Source organism: Gluconobacter sp. P5B12 (assembly GCF_018812035.1).
Classification (GTDB): Bacteria; Pseudomonadota; Alphaproteobacteria; order Acetobacterales; family Acetobacteraceae; genus Gluconobacter.
The window spans coordinates 36906-54856 of record NZ_JACRVV010000002.1 but is presented as its reverse complement, the minus strand read 5'-3'; the positions used below and the strand labels follow the sequence as shown (position 1 = coordinate 54856).

General features: G+C 53.5%; 18 protein-coding genes and 1 tRNA gene. 11 read left to right on the top strand and 8 right to left on the bottom strand.

The annotated features are described in order from the left end of the window. Positions 1-15 precede the first annotated feature (15 nt). Positions 16-1275, bottom strand: a complete 1260-nt coding sequence (flgE, locus tag KP702_RS04305) for a flagellar hook protein FlgE (RefSeq protein WP_202206888.1) — start codon at positions 1273-1275, stop codon at positions 16-18. A gap of 300 nt (positions 1276-1575) precedes the next feature. Here flgE and KP702_RS04300 point away from each other — a divergent pair, with 300 nt between their 5' ends. After that, positions 1576-2871 (top strand): MATE family efflux transporter, encoded by a 1296-nt coding sequence (locus KP702_RS04300; RefSeq protein WP_215768559.1) that lies wholly within the window; start codon positions 1576-1578, stop codon positions 2869-2871. Between the two features lie 38 nt (positions 2872-2909). Here the strand turns inward: KP702_RS04300 and KP702_RS04295 are convergent, their stop codons facing one another. Beyond that, complete coding sequence (locus KP702_RS04295; protein WP_202206886.1) at positions 2910-3959, bottom strand: aldo/keto reductase; 1050 nt, start codon at positions 3957-3959, stop codon at positions 2910-2912. Positions 3960-4207: 248 nt separating this feature from the next. Then, positions 4208-6124, bottom strand: coding sequence for a S9 family peptidase (locus tag KP702_RS04290; protein WP_202206885.1), 1917 nt, complete (start codon positions 6122-6124; stop codon positions 4208-4210). A 149-nt stretch (positions 6125-6273) separates the two neighbouring features. Here KP702_RS04290 and KP702_RS04285 point away from each other — a divergent pair, with 149 nt between their 5' ends. Further along, positions 6274-6876 (top strand): DedA family protein, encoded by a 603-nt coding sequence (locus KP702_RS04285; protein WP_202207248.1) that lies wholly within the window; start codon positions 6274-6276, stop codon positions 6874-6876. Continuing rightward, positions 6876-7847, top strand: a complete 972-nt coding sequence (locus KP702_RS04280; RefSeq protein WP_215768558.1) for an SDR family oxidoreductase — start codon at positions 6876-6878, stop codon at positions 7845-7847. The genes KP702_RS04285 and KP702_RS04280 overlap by 1 nt, the downstream gene beginning before the upstream one ends. Positions 7848-7873: 26 nt before the next feature. On the opposite strand, the gene hemJ is transcribed toward KP702_RS04280, so the two are convergent. The 3 genes from hemJ to hemE are packed head-to-tail and all read right to left on the bottom strand — an operon-like array spanning position 7874 to position 10067. Then, complete coding sequence (gene hemJ, locus KP702_RS04275) at positions 7874-8317, bottom strand: protoporphyrinogen oxidase HemJ (RefSeq protein ID WP_373687830.1); 444 nt, start codon at positions 8315-8317, stop codon at positions 7874-7876. Further along, positions 8317-9021, bottom strand: a complete 705-nt coding sequence (locus tag KP702_RS04270) for an HAD family phosphatase (RefSeq protein ID WP_202206883.1) — start codon at positions 9019-9021, stop codon at positions 8317-8319. Before KP702_RS04270 ends, hemJ begins: the two co-directional genes overlap by 1 nt. After that, positions 9018-10067: a uroporphyrinogen decarboxylase gene (gene hemE, locus KP702_RS04265; protein ID WP_202206882.1), complete on the bottom strand. Its 1050-nt coding sequence runs from the start codon at positions 10065-10067 to the stop codon at positions 9018-9020. The genes KP702_RS04270 and hemE overlap by 4 nt, the downstream gene beginning before the upstream one ends. 353 nt (positions 10068-10420) lie before the next feature. On the opposite strand from hemE, the gene KP702_RS04260 reads away from it, so the two are divergent. Together KP702_RS04260 and KP702_RS04255 are read left to right on the top strand one after the other, a co-directional pair. Further along, positions 10421-11032, top strand: coding sequence for a Maf family protein (locus tag KP702_RS04260; RefSeq protein WP_202206881.1), 612 nt, complete (start codon positions 10421-10423; stop codon positions 11030-11032). 91 nt (positions 11033-11123) lie between these two features. Then, positions 11124-11199: transfer RNA gene (locus KP702_RS04255), tRNA-Ala, on the top strand. A 118-nt stretch (positions 11200-11317) separates the two neighbouring features. On the opposite strand, the gene KP702_RS04250 is transcribed toward KP702_RS04255, so the two are convergent. Continuing rightward, positions 11318-11803, bottom strand: coding sequence for an aminoacyl-tRNA deacylase (locus tag KP702_RS04250; protein WP_202206880.1), 486 nt, complete (start codon positions 11801-11803; stop codon positions 11318-11320). A 99-nt stretch (positions 11804-11902) separates the two neighbouring features. Between KP702_RS04250 and KP702_RS04245 the strand changes: the two genes are divergently transcribed. The 6 genes from KP702_RS04245 to KP702_RS04220 all read left to right on the top strand — a co-directional run bounded on the left by KP702_RS04245 (position 11903) and on the right by KP702_RS04220 (position 16892). After that, positions 11903-12319: a lytic transglycosylase domain-containing protein gene (locus KP702_RS04245; RefSeq protein ID WP_202206879.1), complete on the top strand. Its 417-nt coding sequence runs from the start codon at positions 11903-11905 to the stop codon at positions 12317-12319. 57 nt (positions 12320-12376) lie between these two features. After that, the gene (locus tag KP702_RS04240; protein ID WP_202206878.1) at positions 12377-13231 is read left to right on the top strand and encodes a metal ABC transporter solute-binding protein, Zn/Mn family; all 855 of its coding nucleotides are present in this window, start codon (positions 12377-12379) and stop codon (positions 13229-13231) included. After that, positions 13215-13880 (top strand): metal ABC transporter ATP-binding protein, encoded by a 666-nt coding sequence (locus tag KP702_RS04235; RefSeq protein WP_202206877.1) that lies wholly within the window; start codon positions 13215-13217, stop codon positions 13878-13880. Before KP702_RS04240 ends, KP702_RS04235 begins: the two co-directional genes overlap by 17 nt. Next, positions 13867-14673, top strand: a complete 807-nt coding sequence (locus KP702_RS04230) for a metal ABC transporter permease (protein ID WP_202206876.1) — start codon at positions 13867-13869, stop codon at positions 14671-14673. The genes KP702_RS04235 and KP702_RS04230 overlap by 14 nt, the downstream gene beginning before the upstream one ends. A gap of 258 nt (positions 14674-14931) precedes the next feature. Then, positions 14932-16419: a sugar porter family MFS transporter gene (locus KP702_RS04225; protein ID WP_215768557.1), complete on the top strand. Its 1488-nt coding sequence runs from the start codon at positions 14932-14934 to the stop codon at positions 16417-16419. 29 nt (positions 16420-16448) lie between these two features. Then, on the top strand, positions 16449-16892 hold the full coding sequence (locus KP702_RS04220; protein ID WP_202206874.1) for an HIT family protein: 444 nt from the start codon (positions 16449-16451) through the stop codon (positions 16890-16892). Here KP702_RS04220 and KP702_RS04215 read toward each other — a convergent pair. Continuing rightward, entirely contained in the window at positions 16883-17893 is a 1011-nt protein-coding gene (locus KP702_RS04215; RefSeq protein ID WP_237389869.1) for a glycosyltransferase family 2 protein, read from the bottom strand. The genes KP702_RS04220 and KP702_RS04215 overlap by 10 nt on opposite strands. Positions 17894-17951: the final 58 nt, after the last annotated feature.

Genomic DNA, 17951 nt, shown 5'->3' with positions numbered 1-17951 from the left:
TCCCCTCACCCGGTCTTACTGAATCATCGCCAAAGTGGTCTGCAGAAGCTGATTTGCAGTGGTCACGATTTTTGTATTCGCTCCATAAGCCTGCTGCGCGACGATAAGTTTGGTAAGATCGCTGGTCAGGTCTGTCGTCGAGCTTTCAGTGGAACTGGTGCTGAGCGTCCCTGCCCCATTCGTATTCACTGCATTGACTGTCGGTGCACCAGATGACGCCGTTGCTGTATAAGCCTGCCCGTTCTGGGCAGAGAGTCCATTAGGATCTGCGAACGTCGAGAGCGGTATTTTTGCAAGAAGCTGGGAAAGCCCATTATCAAATGTCGCCATCACAGACCCGTCGCTTTGCATAGACAGACCCGTGAAGGTACCGCTTGTGACGCTGTCCGTCGTCATTGTGGGATTGGTGCTATAATTACTGCTGTCTGTTGCCAGGCTCACACCGGACGTGCTCCCGATGGTTCCCAGGTTGACAGTCATATCCTGCGGCAGCCCCGTATATGAAAAGGTTGCCGCTGAACCCGTAGACTGGGACGCTCCATTTACAGACGCCAGAGAACCATCACTGTTAAACTTCACTGTGGCTGAATTGCTCGAATCTGCTGAATTACTGACAGTCCAAACCAAGGGATCCGTGGAGGATTGGTTCCAGTTCAGGCTCACCTCCTGAGCATTTCCCTTACTGTCATAGGCTGTTGCCGTAGATGTATTGGTTCCTTCTGCCCCAGAGGTGCTGCCAATCGCAGCAGACAGAGAAACAGTTGTGCTCTTGGTCGGCTGAAATGCAACGGAATCAGAGATTTTTATAGGTGACAGAGTGCTACTCAAAGCGCCCTCTGAACCCACCTGATACCCTTCCAGATAATAACCCGAGGTGTTGACCAGATATCCCTGGTTATTTTGTGAGAAGTCACCATTTCGCGTATAAAACTGCTGGCTGCTGAACGTCGGCGCTGTGCTGGATGTCGTGCTTCCTGTGGGTTGGACAACGTTGAAGAATCCGTTGCCTGAAATTGCGAGCGCCAGCGTATTTGTGGAAGAAACAACCATACCCTGATTGTCAGTATGCTGCCTGGTTGTCGCAGCCACACTGTCGCTCAGTGACTCCCCGTCGCTTGCCAGATCATTGCTCGTCACATAATCGGCAAAGCTTGTTGTTGCAGCTTTATATCCTGTCGTTTGACTATTCGCGATATTGTTGGAGAGATCGCTGAAAGCATGTGACTGGGAATTGAGGCCACTGACAGCCGTGTTGAGAGAATTGATGATCGACATGGCGGACTCCGGCAGAAACTGGGCTTCGGGCCTCACGCCCGGGTGTTATCTGACCTGACAGTTCCACACCATGCGTTAACGAAACCCTTACACTCGCGGAAAACCTCCTTCTTCTTCCCACGCTCCCTTTCCTTTCTGGCAGACAGAAAACCTTCCCAACAAAGCACTTCAGGCACTGGTTCTTTGTCACGGGACGAGGCAGTATATGCCGACATGCCAGTACCATCAGATGACCCATCCAAGCCCAGAATTCCTGACGATTCTCCCATAAAGCCGGCGAGATTCGTACATGGCAGCATCATGCGTCATGTCATCACCATGGCGGGAACCGGGGCCATTGGCCTCATGGCGGTTTTTKCTGTCGATCTTCTGAACTACTTCTACATCTCCCACCTGCATGATTCTGCCCTGACGGCTGCCATCGCTTTTGCGACGTCTCTAAGCTTTCTTCAGATTTCAGTATCCATTGGAATGACCATTGGACTTGGCGCCTGCATTGGTCGTCTGATCGGCGCTCGCCAGCATGCGGAGGCCCGAAGTCTCGCATCTGCTTTCATTGCTGTCATGGTTGGCATCGCGGCCGTTCTCGGCACGCTCACGGCGGTTTTTGCCACGCCACTTCTCAGGCTGCTTGGAGCTCAGGGAGCAGCTTTGGAAAACGCTGCGACCTTCCTGCACATAGTGTCGCCAGCTCTTCCATTAGTGTGTCTGGGAATGGCTCTGTCAGCTCTGTTGCGCGCAGTTGGTGATGCCAAACGGTCCATGCGCATTACCCTGACAGGTGCGCTTGTTTCAGCTCTGCTGGACCCCTTGATGATCTTTGTGCTGCATCTCGGTCTGGAAGGTGCAGCCATCAGCACCATTCTGGCGCGATGTGCCATTACAGCGAGCGGCTTCCTGAACCTTCGGGGGCACGCCATGCTGGAATGGCCAAAGAAAGAAGCCTTTGAGCCTGCCATGCGAAAAATTGGCGGCATTGCCGTCCCGGCGATTGCAACCAATCTCGCCACACCAACAGGCGCACTGTTCGTAACTCATGCCATGGCACAGTTTGGGCTGGATGCTGTTTCAGGGCAGGCAACTATCGACCGCATTGTGCCTGTTGCGTTTTCATTGGTTTTTGCTTTGACAGGTTCTGTCGGACCCATCATGGCGCAGAACCTTGGTGCCCAACAATTTGATCGGGTGCGTGAAGCCCTGATGGCCGCACTGAAGCTGACAGCGCTCTGTGTTGGAACCACCTGGTTTGTTCTTGCTGCCGGGCACAATGTCATTCTCCAGCTTTTCAACGTTCAGGGTATTGGGGCGGAAATCGTACGCCTGTTCTGTTGCTGGCTGGTCCTGAGCTATATGTTCGTCGGGCTGCTTTTTGTCGCCAATACGGCGTTCAACAACCTTGGGCACCCTTTCTATTCAACCGGCTTCAACTGGGGACGCGCCACACTGGGAACCATCCCGTTTGTGTGGTTCGGCTCAGCTTATGGCCCTATTGGTATTCTCGTTGGGCAGTCTCTTGGTGTCGTTATTTTTGGCACGTTTGCAGTTCTGACGGCTTTCCGCGTCATTGGACGGCTCGGGCCGCACACAGCCCCCTGACAGATGCAGGCATGATCTCATGCCCGCATCGTTGAAATTCAGGGAGCGGGGTTTGAATGCACCTGGTGAATGGCGTTGATCTTGGCTTCCAGTTCAGGCGTGATCTGTAGACGGGTTGAGTCCAGAATTGTTTGAAGCTGATCCGTGCTGGTGGCCCCAATGATATTGGATGTCACGAACGGACGCGACGTCACAAAAGCCACAGCCAACTGAACCGGATCCAGTCCTTCCTCACGGGCCAATGCGTGATAGGCCTCAATGGCAGCATCCACACCGGGCTTCTCGTAACGCTGACCACGATTAAAGAGCGTGGTGCGCGCGCCAGCAGGGCGTGCTCCGTTCAGGTATTTCCCCGTCAGATATCCCTGAGCCAGCGGAGAGTAGGCCAGAAGCCCGACATCTTCCCGCAGGCACATCTCTGCCAGACCAATTTCGAACGTCCGGTTAATGAGATTGTAGGCGTTCTGAATGGATGCCAGCCGCGGAAGACCACCATTCTGCGAAGCCGCAAGGAATTGTGAGACACCCCACGCTGTTTCATTGGAAACACCGACATGACGGATCTTACCTTGTGCGACCAGATCACCCAATGCGCCAAGAGTTTCAGCAATCGGAACTTCATTAGCTGCCGCCACGTCCCGAAACGTCGTCCCACCTTCACCAAACAATCCGATTTTACGGTCTGGCCAGTGAAGCTGATAAATATCAAGATAGTCCGTCTGCAGACGTCGCAAAGAGCCTTCAACAGCATAGTGAATTTGCTTTGGCGTCAAACGGGCTTCCTCACCGCCGGGCCGAAACCACGGTGAAGAACTGCGTCCAACAACTTTGCTCGCAATAACAAGTTTGTCACGGCCGCCGCGAGCTTTTAGCCAACTTCCAACAATGGTCTCAGTCGCGCCATAGGTCTCAGCACGTGGGGGAATGGAATAAAGTTCAGCAGTATCAATAAAATTGATCCCCTGATCGAGCGCCATATCGAGCTGCGCATGCCCTTCGGCTTCCGTATTCTGCTGACCGAAAGTCATTGTGCCCAGGCAGATTTCACTGACCTGAAGACCGGTGCGTCCAAGTTTGCGATGTTTCATAGAAGGTCCGATGAGATGATTTCTTGGATGTCAGGTTGCGCATCCAACAGATAAATGCGCAACCGGTTAAGCTGAGTCTCTCCTGTGCCGGGATCAAACGCAAGGGCAGGGCATGCATGATGTTTGCGCCGCCCGCGGCAAAGCAATTTCATTCTTTCCAATTGAATATTTCTTATTCAGAACATTTAGACACACCATTCCGGAATAAAATCGAATTTTTATAAAGTCTTCTATTTTGATTTCTTTATTCATAAGGCCGGATCAGCGGATGTGGCAAAAACAGTTCGGTAAAATCTCAGCTCTCTCTCAAGAGCATCTTCGACAACTTCACGGGCTCTAAAACCGTGACCTTCGTCCGGATAAACATGGAGATCAGACTGTGCCAGTTTTGTTCTCATGGCTTCAGCCTGTGCGAGAGGCACTACCTTGTCAGCACCACCATGCAGGAACAGGACAGGAACGGAAATTTTCTCTGCATGTGTGAGAGGAGAACGTTCCAGATACACAGCTTCCTTTTCGGGATAAGGCCCAATCAGACCATCCAGATAGCGTGCTTCGAATTTATGCGTCTCTGCTGCCAAGGCCCTTAGATCGGTAACGCCATAAAGAGAGGCGCCTGCCGCAAAAAGATCAGACTGTGCCAGTGCTGACAGAACCGTCAGGCCTCCCGCACTGCTTCCGCGAATAACGCAGCGTGTTGGATCAACCAGACCTTGTTCAATCAGAGACTGAACACCGGCCAGGCAATCCTCGACATCTGCAACACCCCATTGTTCGTCTAGAGCTTCCCGGTATTTGCGACCAAACCCTGTTGAACCGCGGTAATTGACATCAAGAACAGCGAAACCGCGGGAGGTCCACCATTGCACTTTGAAAGCAAAGCCTGAATTGGCACGCCCTGTTGGACCACCATGAGCCATAACAACCAAAGGCGGTTTTTCGCCTTCTTTTAGATGCGACGTGCTGCTCGCTGGTTCATAGAAGAGCGCGTATGCCTTCGATCCATCGGCTGTTGGAAAAGAGAACAGAGAAGGCTTGGCAATGTCGTCAGACGTAATCGTATCAGGCAGCACAACACTTGAGCGAAAACGCTCGAAATTCCCATCCATGTCACCAATAGCCAAAGCAGGTGGAGCGTTTTCGGGGGCATCAATCCAGGCAAACTGTCCATTCGACAGACGTTCTGGAACGTTGACGGGCGCTCCCATCTGAACAGTTTTCCAATGTCCATCTGCAAAGAGCAGAACGCCAGTGAGGCCTTCCCGAATTCCTAATGCGAGAAGCTGACCGTCAGGCAGTGGTGTGAGTGTTCTTTGTCCGAAGACCCAATGCGGCAGACCAATCTCAGCTCCAGCCTCTGGGAAAAACTGCTCTTTCCATCCCGTTTGATCATGCACGAATTTAACAGGCGTCCAGCAGCCCTGAGCATCTGATGTCGCATAGAGGTAACCATCTGCTCCCCAACGCGGTTCAATGATGCTGCAGGGTGTCTGACCACTCAGATCTATGGCTCGTCCAAGCTTGAGGCCAGGTCGATCAATAGGTGCCACAGACAGTCGGGTGACTGTCCATGGCATTTCCGGATTCTGCCAGGAGAACCAAGCCAGAGAGGCACCATCCAACGAGGGGCGAGGGGCTGCATAGAAATCAGCCCCGTCTACCAGAACCGTTTCCTGGCCCGACTGTGATACATGGACAAGCGCCGCTGTTGGCAGACCTTCGTCATGCGTTTCACGAACACAGAAAACACCGTCTCCGGCTGTATCCCATGTCAGATCAGCATAACGCATTTCCGGTGCACGATCGCCAGATAACGCCTGAAACATGCCCTCTCTGTTACTGAACCACAGACCGCCAACCTTTCGATCACTGAAAACAACTTCTGGATATCCGTTTTTCAGGCGGACATCCCACGCTCCTCCACCATATTCGTGAACACGGGTTCCGACAGTTCTCTCTGGCGGTATCAGGTCTACGAGTGTTCCATCGTGACGTCGTCCGACGATCACCGTGCGGCCTTGCTCTTCTGGTCGGGTCTCCTGCCAGAATACCCAGTCTTCAACCGTTCTGAGTTCAGAGAAAGAAAGAGTGCGGCCAGCCACGAGTTCAGGGCCAACCCAGGAGGGCCAGTTTCCGGCTACGTGAGGGGGGCAAAGCTCAGTCATTTTTCATCCCGTGTCTGATGTCCTAATATCGTAGCTGGCGGTTTTGCCTTCCGCCATATTCGCACAGGATCACGACACTGTTTCATCTCACGCAATTTCTCGATCACCTGCTCCAGGAATATGGCTACGGCGTTATCGGCGTGACAGTCATGCTGGAAAGCATGGGCCTGCCACTGCCAGCGGAAAGCATCATCATCGCTGCGTCCCTCTATGCAGGCAGTACGCACCATCTAGAGATTCGATGGATTGCCCTTGCCGCTGTGACAGGCGCCATCATGGGCGATAATTTCGGGTATCTGCTCGGCCACCATTTTGGCTACAGCATCCTGAAGAAACACGGCAAGAAAGTCGGCTTGACTGATGAGCGCCTGATGCTCGGCCGCTATCTTTTTCGCAAACACGGCGGGATTGTTGTCTTCCTCGGACGCTTTGTCGCTGTTCTGCGTGTGTTCGTTGCTCTTCTGGCTGGAGCAAACCGAATGCCCTGGCATTCGTTTCTTTTTTTCAACGCGCTGGGCGGTCTCTTCTGGGCTGGGGGCTATGCCTTCATCACTTATGAACTCGGTAAGCAGATCGAAAAGATCACCGGGCCGGTTGGAATTGCTCTGGCCGTCGTAGGAGCCTGCTGTCTGGGAGGAGCGTTTCTCTTTCTCAAAAAGAACGAGAAACGACTGACTGAAGAAGCCATCAAACAGGCTGAAGAAGATGAAAAGCGTTCAGCCGCCGGAGCCCACGAAAAAGGACAACACTAATGACCCGTCTTTCCCAGACCAGCTGGTCTCTTGATAATCTGAACCGTCTGGATAGTCAGACTGCGCTCATTACGGGCTCTACAGGCGGTCTGGGTTTCGAAATTGCCTGTGGACTGGCTGCACGTGGCGCTTCCATCATTCTAAGTGGGCGTAACCTGGAGAAGGGCAGGGCGGCTCTTAACCGCCTGTATGAACGTGTTCCAAGTGTGCAGGGCCGCTTTGAAGTGCTGGATCTTGCCTCACTGGCATCTATTGCAGCTTTTGCCACCGCTTTGCGCGAGCAGGGACGCCCCATTCAGCTTCTTGCCAATAATGCTGGCATCATGGGCCCTGCATCCCGGCTCACCACGAAAGACGGGTTTGAACTTCAGTTTGGTACCAACCACCTTGGTCACTTTGCTCTGACCGGACGGCTGCTCCCTCTATTAGCCGCGGGCAATGCGACAATCATGACTGTCGCGTCTCTTGCTGCCCTGAAGGGTGAAATTCCGTTTGGTGATCTGAATGCCCGGCACCGCTACAATCCGATGGCACGTTACCGGCAGAGTAAACTTTCAAATCTGCTCTTTGCTCTGGAACTAGACCGTCGGGCCAAGAAAGCTCCTTGGCCCATTCATTCACGGGCTGCTCATCCCGGCTGGGCAGCAAGCGATATTGTCTCCAATAACGGCTCGCTTGATCGGAATGGTACACCGATTGGTCGCTGGGGTCGTAAAATTGCCCGAAGCTGCGCCGGCCCTGTGTTTCATATGATGGGACAGACAGTGGAGGAGGGGGCTTGGCCGCTTCTCTATGCTCTGGCATCTCCTGAAGCGCAGGACGGAGGTTATTATGGGCCTCTGGGCAAGGGAGAAAGAACCGGTCTCCCGGGTGACGCCGGGCTGCCAGAGGCTGCGTCAGACCATACGCTTGCAAAACGCCTCTGGGCAATTTCTGAAGAAATGACTGGCGTCAAATACGGCCTTCTCTAAGGCCGTATCTGTACAGGCGACGTGTCTCAGGGCCGAACCATGATCATGATGACAATGATCACCATGAGAATGGTCGGTACCTCATTTGCGATCCGGTAATATTTCTCGGAATACGGATTACGGTCTTCTGCGAACAGACGACGCCATTTGCTGCATGCCCCATGAAACCCCATGAGGCCGAGAACGCAGATCACTTTTGTCCACCACCAGCCGCTGTTCCAGTCCACCAGACCCGGCACCGACGACATCATGCCCCCCACGAGCACGGTAACAATCATCGCAGGCGTCATGATCTGACGGAGAAGCTTGCGCTCCATGATTTTGAAACGTTCGCTCTCCGCAGTACCAGGCGTTGTCTGGGTATGGTACACGTAAAGGCGTGGCAGATAGAATGTCCCCGCCATCCAGGCTGTGAAGGCCATGATATGGAGGGACAGGAACCAGCTCAGGTGATCAACAACAAAGTCCATCAGTTCTCTTTCTGGCTTTGAAGTGTCTTGCGAAGCAGCGGTACCAGTTCGGAGAGATGACCGATCCTGACGAAGCCTGGCGTTGGCCAAAATGCCGGCAGAGGGAGGTCTTCTGAACGAAGAAGCACACAACTCATACCAGCACGCCGGGCGGCTTCAGCACCCGTGTCACTATCCTCAATCACAACACAGCTTTCTGGCAGAACACCTTCTGCTTTTGCAGCGTACAGATAAACCTCAGGAGACGGCTTCGGCTCATCCATGTCATTTGCTGAATGGACCCGGTTTTTCGCGAAAAACGTGGTCATCTGCGTCCGTTCAAACTTGGCGTCCATCTCTACGACAGATGAGTTCGAACCAACACGAAACGGCAGTTGTAAACCACGTATTCCCTGCAGCATTTCTGGCGCACCCTCTACAGGTTCTGCCATTTTTTGCATCAGGCGTACAAGATTTTCCCTCATTTTGAGTGCCGTATTTTTAGGAAGAGCATGTCCCGTTTCATGCTCTAATTCTTTCACGACCTGAGAGAGTGCCTTACCTGAAAACCTGTCATGAGCCTCATCGTCTGAAATCTTGAGACCAAGCGACCGAGCGAATTCTGCTGTGGCCCGACAGGACGCACGCTCACTGTCCACGAGTACGCCGTCACAGTCGAAGATGACCAGTTTCAGCTGGCCTGCTGCATCCAGAGCCGTGGTCATATTGCGCGCACCGCTTCAACCAGAGCACCGATATTTTCAGGGGGCGTGTGCTGCATGACGCCGTGTCCCAGATTAAAAACATGAGAACGTCCGCGAAGCGCATCCCGGATACCCTGAGCCTCACGCACCATGGCCTCACCGCCAGAAAACAGGACCATCGGGTCCATGTTTCCTTGCAGCGTCACGTTTGGTACCAGCTCCGCAATCTGCGCCGGATCAGCCACTGTATCGAGCGCCAGCGTATTGATCCCGGTCTTTTCTGCGTATTCGCGTATCATGATCCCTCCAAGGCGCGGAAAACCGATAATCGGCGTTCCCGGATGCTTCTCCCGGATATGACGCACGATCTGCCGGGTGGGTTCGATCACATACCGACGGAACGCATTGGGAGGAAGAATTCCAGCCCAGGAATCGAAGAGCATGACAGCTTCGGCCCCTGCTTCAATCTGGCCGCAAAGCATCTCTGCCGTGCTGATCGTCAGAGTTTCAATCAGACGGTCAAACAGCGCTGGATCAGTTTGCATCATTTTGCGGGTATTGGCGAAATCCCGCGATCCGCCGCCCTCAACCATGTAACAGGCGACCGTAAAGGGGCTACCAGCAAAGCCGAGCAATGTCGTGACATCTGGGAGCGATTTACTCAGTCGCGACAGTGTCTCCCGCACAGGCGCCGTGGCTTCCTGTACACGCTTGGGATCAAGTTTTTCCAGATCTGCCTGAGAACGGATGGCGCCAAGAACCGGGCCCCGACCATCAATGAATTCAAGAGACTGACCCATTGCCCAGGGCAGAATGAGAATGTCCGAGAACAGAATTGCTCCGTCCATTCCATACCTGCGGATCGGCTGCAGGGTCAGTTCTTCAGCCATGTCCGGAGTCATGCAGCGCGTCAGGAAGTCGGCCTTGTCACGCATGGCACGAAATTCGGGAAGGTAACGCCCTGCTTGCCGCATGAGCCAGACCGGCGGGGGCCAGACAGCTTCACCCTTGAGAGCTCTCAGGAGCGGTTTCGAGGATGGGGAGAGGGGTGCGTTTTCCGAATTCATGCCGCTCACTAACCATGAAAGAAATAAGAAAGAAATCCTGGAGGATAGGATGATCCCTGTGGATACCGGGGTACCCGGCTCTCTAAAAATGTACCCCGTCTTACTCACACTGTGTACAACTGCAAAACCCGCAGTGGACAAGGGGGTGCAGGATTCTATCCCGATTTGCTCACAGACCCCCTGTGTACAACCCCCAAAATTTGGGGGCGTACCCAACAATCCACGGTACTCGGTACTTTCCCGCAAACTTCAAGTACTGTCCCCATGTACCCCAGTACTGACACAATCTTTTCACCGGGTCATACGCAGTACTGGTACTCGTGCTCGCCGTCGATAGTTTGGAGTCGCATCTTATGACCTTGCTCAATAATTCCATAATCCTCGCAAGTGGCTCGAGTGCCCGGCGAGTACTTCTGGAAGAGAGTGGTCTGATCATTCAGGTTCGACCGGTAGATCTGGATGAAGAGGCTTTGCGCCAGCAGTGTGAAAGTGAAGGAAAATCTCTGGGAGACACGGCTTTGGCTCTCGCGGATGCCAAAGCGAGGCTTGCGGCCGATGTATCGTCTGACACCAGTCTGATTATCGCTGCTGACCAGATCCTCGATCTGGACGGAACAGCCTTTGCGAAACCGGAGGATCTCAATGAGGCAAAGACGCATCTTAAATGCCTTCGAAACCGCACGCATATTCTTCAGACGGCTGTTGTTTTGTATCGGGGGACACAGAAAATCTGGGAGACACTCGCTACTCCTCAAATGACGATGCGCGCCTTTTCCGATGAATTTCTGGAGCTCTATCTAAAGGAAGAGGGAGACAGGATACTGTCCTGCGTAGGGGCTTATCGGCTGGAAGGCTTGGGTATTCAGCTCTTTTCCAAAATTTCGGGCGATCAGGATGCTATCCTTGGGCTTCCACGGCTTTCGCTTCTTGAGAAGCTGCGTCAGGAGAACGTGATTCTAGCCTGAAAAAGTGTTTTTATGGCTTGTCACGATGAAAACATCCTTATATACCGCGCTCATCCGGCTCCACCCCAAAGGGGCTGTAGATGAAACACGTGGGGCCATAGCTCAGTTGGGAGAGCGCCTGAATGGCATTCAGGAGGTCGTCGGTTCGATCCCGATTGGCTCCACCAGTTTCTCCCAAAAAATCTGAAATTATGCTCTGCGATTTTTGTGTTTCTACACACGAAGTGCGTATTGCCGGATCAGACCTTACCCTTTCAATATGAAGGATCAGGTCTGTGTCCAAATTCAGGGCAGTGGGCGAACGAGGTCTGCAATCAGACCGTTCGTCGCTATGAGAGCATCCTGAGGTCCAAGTTCCAGAAGAAGGCCCCGGTCTCCGCCATTGATGACGATGGGCGGTCCATCCATTGCACTTTGATCAAAAGCTGTTGGTACAATACTGCGCTGGCCGAACGGACTGACACCACCAATTTTGTACCCTGTCCGCTGTTCTGCCTCTGGGCGGGACAGCATTTTAGCCTTTCGTCCTCCGAATGCCGCCGCAACACGTGTAAAATCCAGCTCTCTATCAGCGGGCAGGACAACACAGGCAGGGCGACCATCAATCTGAACCATCAGGGTTTTGAGAACATGATCCGGGGAAAGACCAAGGGCTTTGGCGGCGGCAATACCCAGTTTCCCCGCGGATGGATCATAGTCATAAATGCGACGCTGATAGGGTATGGACAGAGCATCCAAGGTCAGGGTTGCGGAAGTGTCCTGTGTATTCATTCCTGTTGCTCTTATTCTCTCGGCTTGTCATGTCAGGATGGCAGGTAGGGTCAGAGGATGCTAGACTATGAGCTTCTTTAATAAAGATGACAGGGTTTCATGGCCGCTGGTTTCCTAGCCTGTATGTTTGCTTCGGCTTTGCATTATCGCATTCCTCCCCGTGTTCTTCCCGCAATCCAGCGGGTTGAGGGTGGAGTGATGGGCAAGGTTAGCCAGAATAAGGATGGATCAGTGGATATTGGTCTCATGCAGATCAATTCGCGGTGGATCCTTCCTATTTCATCCATGCTGCACCAGAGCCCTGCCCAGATTGCAACGCGACTGGCCCTTGAGCCTTGTTTCAATGTTGCTGCCGCTGCGATGATCCTTCGCACCGCTCTGGATAATGAACACGGGAATCTCATGCGCGCCATTGGAGATTACCATTCGCGGACCGTGCCATTGAATATGGCGTATCAGCGTAAGGTTCTTGCCGCAGCAACCGAACTTTACGTAAGGCCGCCGTCCAGAGGATAGCCAAAGGAAGAATGTTATCTTATAACGTTTTTCCTTTCCATCCGTCCGGGGAAACTCATGCGCTGTGTCCGAACCCTGTTTCTGGCTGGTTCGCTTCTGACTGCGCCTTTTGCATATGCTGCTCCGCTGCCTGTGGTCTGCGTTGAGGCAGCTTGGTGTAATATTGCAGCGCAGATTGGTGGACCAGCCGTCCAGACACAGTCATTAATTTCAACTCCGGGCATCGATCCACATGAATTGACGCCAACGCCGTCCATGGCGCGGAACATGGCTCATGCCAGCGTCATCGTTCTGAATGGCGCGACCTACGATGACTGGGCAGTCCATTTTTCTCCTTCATCAGCAACACGAATTATTGCGGCCGAAGAAGCGGGATGGCGCGCAGGGGATAATCCGCATCTGTTCCTCGATCTGAGCGCCGTGCGTAAGGTGGCGTCAGCCGTGGCGGACGCGTTTATAGCGCGAGGCCTGGATCAGACGGATATTCGCAGTCGCCTCACAAGCTTTCTGACACAGGTTGATGCTTTGTCTGGCCAGACAGCGGCCATCAGGCAGAAACACGACGGGACTATCATCGGTGTCATGGAACCGGTGGGAGCTGATCTGATCCAGACGATGGGACTCAGGATCATTGACCCCGGGTTTGCCCTGTCGATCATGCATCATAGCGAACCGTCTCCGCGCGATGTGGCTCAACTGGAAACTGCAATCGATAGCAGACAGATCAGATTTCTGATCGTCAATCCTGCCGTCAGGTCTCCACAGATTGACCGTATGATAGAGCGGGCTAGGGGCAGCGGTCTGCCGCTGGTTATGATAGGAGAGACGCTCCCTGTCAGCCAGCAATGGCAAGACTGGGTCTCGTCGATCCTTCAGTCCGTTCAGCAGGCACTTGATGGCCAGTCCCGATAACCTTGTTCTTGAGAATGTTACCCTCTGTGCAGGCCAGACACGTGTTTTAAATCAGGTTTCCCTGACCGTACCTCTTGAAGGCATTACGCTTCTGTCAGGCCGAAATGGTGCAGGAAAATCGACTGTTCTGCGGGCCTGTCTGGATCTTGTAAGGCCCGAAAAAGGACAGATCCTGATTGATGGCCTCCCACCCGGAATGACCTGTGAACGCATTGGATACATGCCGCAGGGCTTGAGCGATGCGGCTCTCATGATCCCGGCGATCAGTCATGTGATGGCTGCCATGGATGGTGCGCGCTGGGGTGTGCCTATTCGTTTTGGTCAAAGAAAAAGGGAGGCCGAGAGGCTTCTTGCCCTGACTGGAGCACTTTCTTTCTCAAAACGGCCTCTGGGACATCTGTCAGGGGGAGAGCGACAGCGTGTCTGTCTGGCGCAGGCACTTGCTGGTCAACCGGGTCTGCTTCTTCTGGACGAACCCCTTGCCGCCCTGGATCACGACGCGCAGCAGCAGATTGTTTCCCTGCTGGTATCACTCACCCAGACCCTTGGCGTTTCAATCCTTATGACATCTCATGAAACTGCCGCGCTGGAAGGAAAGGTAACGCGCGTTCTGGCTCTGGAAAATGGCGAGTTGCATGTTCGAATTTGAATTCATGCGGCATGCATTTCTGGGATGCACGCTCGTCTCTGTTCTCGCAGGAACTGTGGGATGGTTTCTGAGCCTGCGGCGACAGGCTTTTGCCGCCCATGCTCTGTCCCATATTGGCTTCAGTGGAGCCGCAGGGGCAGTCTGGCTTGGCGTTTCGCCTCTCTTCGGGATGATTGCTTTCAGCCTTCTGGCAGGCCTTGCCATAGGAAGCGAAGGTGAGGGACGCGGTAAAATTCCCCCTCAGAGAGACAGCACGATTGGCCTTGTGCTTGCTGCCAGCCTTGGCGTGGGCACCTGGTTCCTGCATGAGGCCAACGGAGCCTCCAGCATGGCGACGACACTGCTATTTGGGGATGTGCTCGGAATTGACACTCTAACGCTGTTTATTCTGGCTGGAGTGACGGCTCTTTGTCTGGCAGGGCTGGTTTTTCTTGGGCGGCCGCTTCTGTTTTCGAGCCTAACGCCAGAAGTAGCGCGTGCGCGTGGTGTTCCTGTGCGTCTGACGTCCCTGGGGTTTATGGCTATAGCAGCTTTGGCCTGTTCAGCCTGTGCTGAGGTCTCCGGCGCATTGCTGGCCTTCAGTCTCATGATTGGCCCGGCGGCTACGGCATTGAGGCTAGGGCTATGCCCGGCGATGGGACTACTGGTTTCGGTATTGCTCGCTCTTGTCCTGTCCTGGGGCGGTCTGATGCTGTCCTGGATAACGGATATTCCTATTCCATTCTGGATTGGGTTGGGAGCAGGAGTTTTTTACGGATTGGCGAACGTTTGGACGCGTTTCAAGGCTAGTTGAGTGTTCCTGCACACGAGGACACAAGCACGATAAAAGCCACAAGACCAATATGCATGATGATCAGGGCTCTGCCAGAGATGTATGGGACATCACGGGTGGTATCAGGTGTAGGCGTTAGCATCGAGGGCCTCCGGAGCAATCCTGGAATTCATATAGAGTTCTGATTTTCATGGCTAGAATAAGTGGAAAGTCACTTAATTTTCAAAAAAATAGAAAAATGCAGAAAAACTGAATAGATTGCGATATGTTAATGTCATTATGCCAAATGATACAAAAACATCTCGACCTGCTCGTGAACAGATAGACCTCTCACAGGTTGAGGTCTCACCAAACGCGAAATTGATCCTGATGCTTGCAGCTATGGTTGCTGCAATCTGTGGTGGTCTCTACGGTTACGACACGGGCATCATCTCAGGCACATTGCCTTTGATTGGTGATGATTTTCATCTGAACTCCACAATGAAGGAAAGTGTAGCTTCGGCTATTCTCCTTGGCGCAGTATTCGGAGCCTTTATAGCCGGATCTTTGTCAGAGAAATTCGGGCGCCGCACCACAACATGTCTGGTTAGTGGTGTCTTTGTCCTTGGCGCGACAGCATGTGCTTTCTCTCCGGATGTATGGAGCCTCATTGCCGCACGGTTTGTGCTTGGACTTGCCGTTGGTGGTTCCACACAGGTTGTGCCGATGTATATTTCGGAACTGGCTCCCCAAGAACGGCGGGGAAGCCTGGTGACGATGTTCAATGTGGCCATCGGTCTCGGTATTCTGATTGCTAACATTATCGGTCTTACCCAGCGCACAAACTGGGGTTGGCGCCCTATGGTGGGGATTGCCGCCATACCGGCTGCCCTCGTCTTCGTATCCATGTTCTTCATGCCGAAAAGCCCGCGCTGGTCTGCTGAGAATGAAGGCATGAAGAATGCCATTCTTCATCTTAGCCGTATCCGCACCACAAAAAGGGCTGTTCGCAAGGAAGTCGAAGCCATTCGTGAGAATGCAGAGGGTATCAAGCAGGAGAACCGAGGGTGGTGTGGTCTTTTTCAGCCATGGGTTCGTCCGGCTCTGGTCGCAGCACTGGGCGTGGCGTTTTTCACCCAGTGTGGTGGCCTGGAGATGATGATCTACTATGCCCCAACATTTTTGAATGATGCTGGTTTCGGCGCATCGTCGGCGCTTTGGGCCTCGCTTGGTGTCGCGATCGTTTATTGCATCATGACCATTCTGGGCTGTCTTTTCGTAGACCGGATCGGTCGGCGTCGCCTGATGCTGATCATGGGCCCGGGGGCTGCACTCTCGCTGGTTGGTCTGGGTATCATGTTCATGCTTCACCCGGCCGCAGGCAGCGCGGGGTCTTATCTGATCGTGGCGTTCCTGCTGTTGTTCATGATGTTCAACTCTGGTGGCATTCAGGTCTGTGGCTGGCTGTTGGGCGCTGAAATGTTCCCGCTGTCCATGCGTGGTCAGGCAACCTCGCTACATGCAGCTACTCTGTGGGGGGCTGATCTGCTTGTCACCAGCACAGCGCTTACGATGGCAGAGGGAATTGGTCTGACATGGACGATGTGGTTTTACGCCTTCGTCAATCTGGCTTCTGTCATTTTTGTCTTCTTCTTTGTGCCAGAGACATCAGGTGCCTCTCTCGAAGATATTGAAGACGCTCTGGTGGAAAACCGTTTCCGGCCTACTCGCGATAACAAGCGCATTGTGCCGGAAGACGATGAAGAGGACGCACGCTCCGCTGCATGATAGCTTTCCCTTTTTGAAGGGAAACATACATGTTGGATGTTATTGCAAAACGGGTTGTTGCCGCGCGAAGTGGCAGCAACCCGTTTGTCATTGGGCGTATGAAATCTGGTTGGCTGGTGATCGGTGAGACGCAGCCGCTTGCAGGATACTGCCAACTCTTGGCTGATCCTGTCGTGTCTTCCCTAAATGACCTGAAAGGTGAGGAGCGGATTCAATATCTTCTGGATGTTGCTGCCGTCGGTGATGCTCTTCTGGCTCTTACCGCTTCAAGCCGCATCAATTACGAAACATGGTGCAATCTGGCACCGTCTCTTCATACGCATATTGTTCCGCGGTATGCCTCAGAACCTGAAGACCTGCGCATCAAGGCAGCCAGTATCGCTTATGATTATGCGTCTGCGCGCCCGTTCAGTCCTGAGCATGACGGGGCCTTCATGGACGCCATGCGGCGCGAGCTACATATTCAGCCTTGAGTCGGCTGTCGGCCCGCGAGAAGAAACCAGAGACGGAAAATAGCGGTCTCACAACGTGTCTGGCGCTGAAGTTCTCTTCGCCTCCAGAGGATTTTAATTCTGGCTCTTAACGTCCGGGCTCCGGCCAGTTCTGACAGAAGGGTCTGTGCGTCTTCTGTCAGGATATCTGGCTCATGGAGCAGATGCTGAACATTGGACTCAAAGATCGTCATGAAGACGCCGGGTCCGCGTCTGAGAGCACTTAAGCCTCGGCTGAGAAGCGAGCGTTTGGCTCCTACGGTGTTGCGCGCGTGCTGGCGGTAATAGCTGACACACCGCTCATCAAAAAAGACTTTGCCGCCAGAGGCCATCGTAACGAGATAAGCCCACCAGTCATGCAGGATGAAGGGCGGAGGTAGTCGCTCATATAAAAGCTCATATGTCGCTGCGTTGATAACAACTGTGTGCCCGGTTGCGATGTTTTGCGTCAGAGCGGATGCAAAGTCAGGGGTTCTGCTGAGGGACGCCGACTTACTGAACACGTTGAGCGAAGAATCTGTCAGATACTGACGGGCACAATATAAAGCGGGCACATCGAGCGGCTGTCTCTGGAGCCATTCCAGCGCCCATTCCAGCTTTTTGGGCTGCCAGACGTCATCCTGGTCCGCGAACGCTACGAATGGCGTTGGAGGAATGGAATCCAGAAGATGCAGATAAGACCCCGTTACGCCCATATTGCCCATGACGGATGTAATTTCGATGCAACGCCCGTGACCGCGATGCTCTTCAAATGAGAGCATGATCACACGGGAGGCATCAGTTGATCCGTCATCACGCCAGTAAAGGACCCAATCCGTGTGGGTCTGGGCGAGAATGCTGTCGAGCTGAGCGTTGAGATAGGTTTCGCCGTTATGCAAGGACAGTAGAATGGCGACACGGTCTGTCCTGTCGGCGGTCTGGCTTGCTCCTCCCCGTATCATCTGTGGATTCCAGCGGCGAATGCCGGAGTGGGGAGAAGACATAATATCCTTGGTTGAAACGGGTCAGGAAACTAGGGTCATCCTGCAAGGTTGCTGGGAT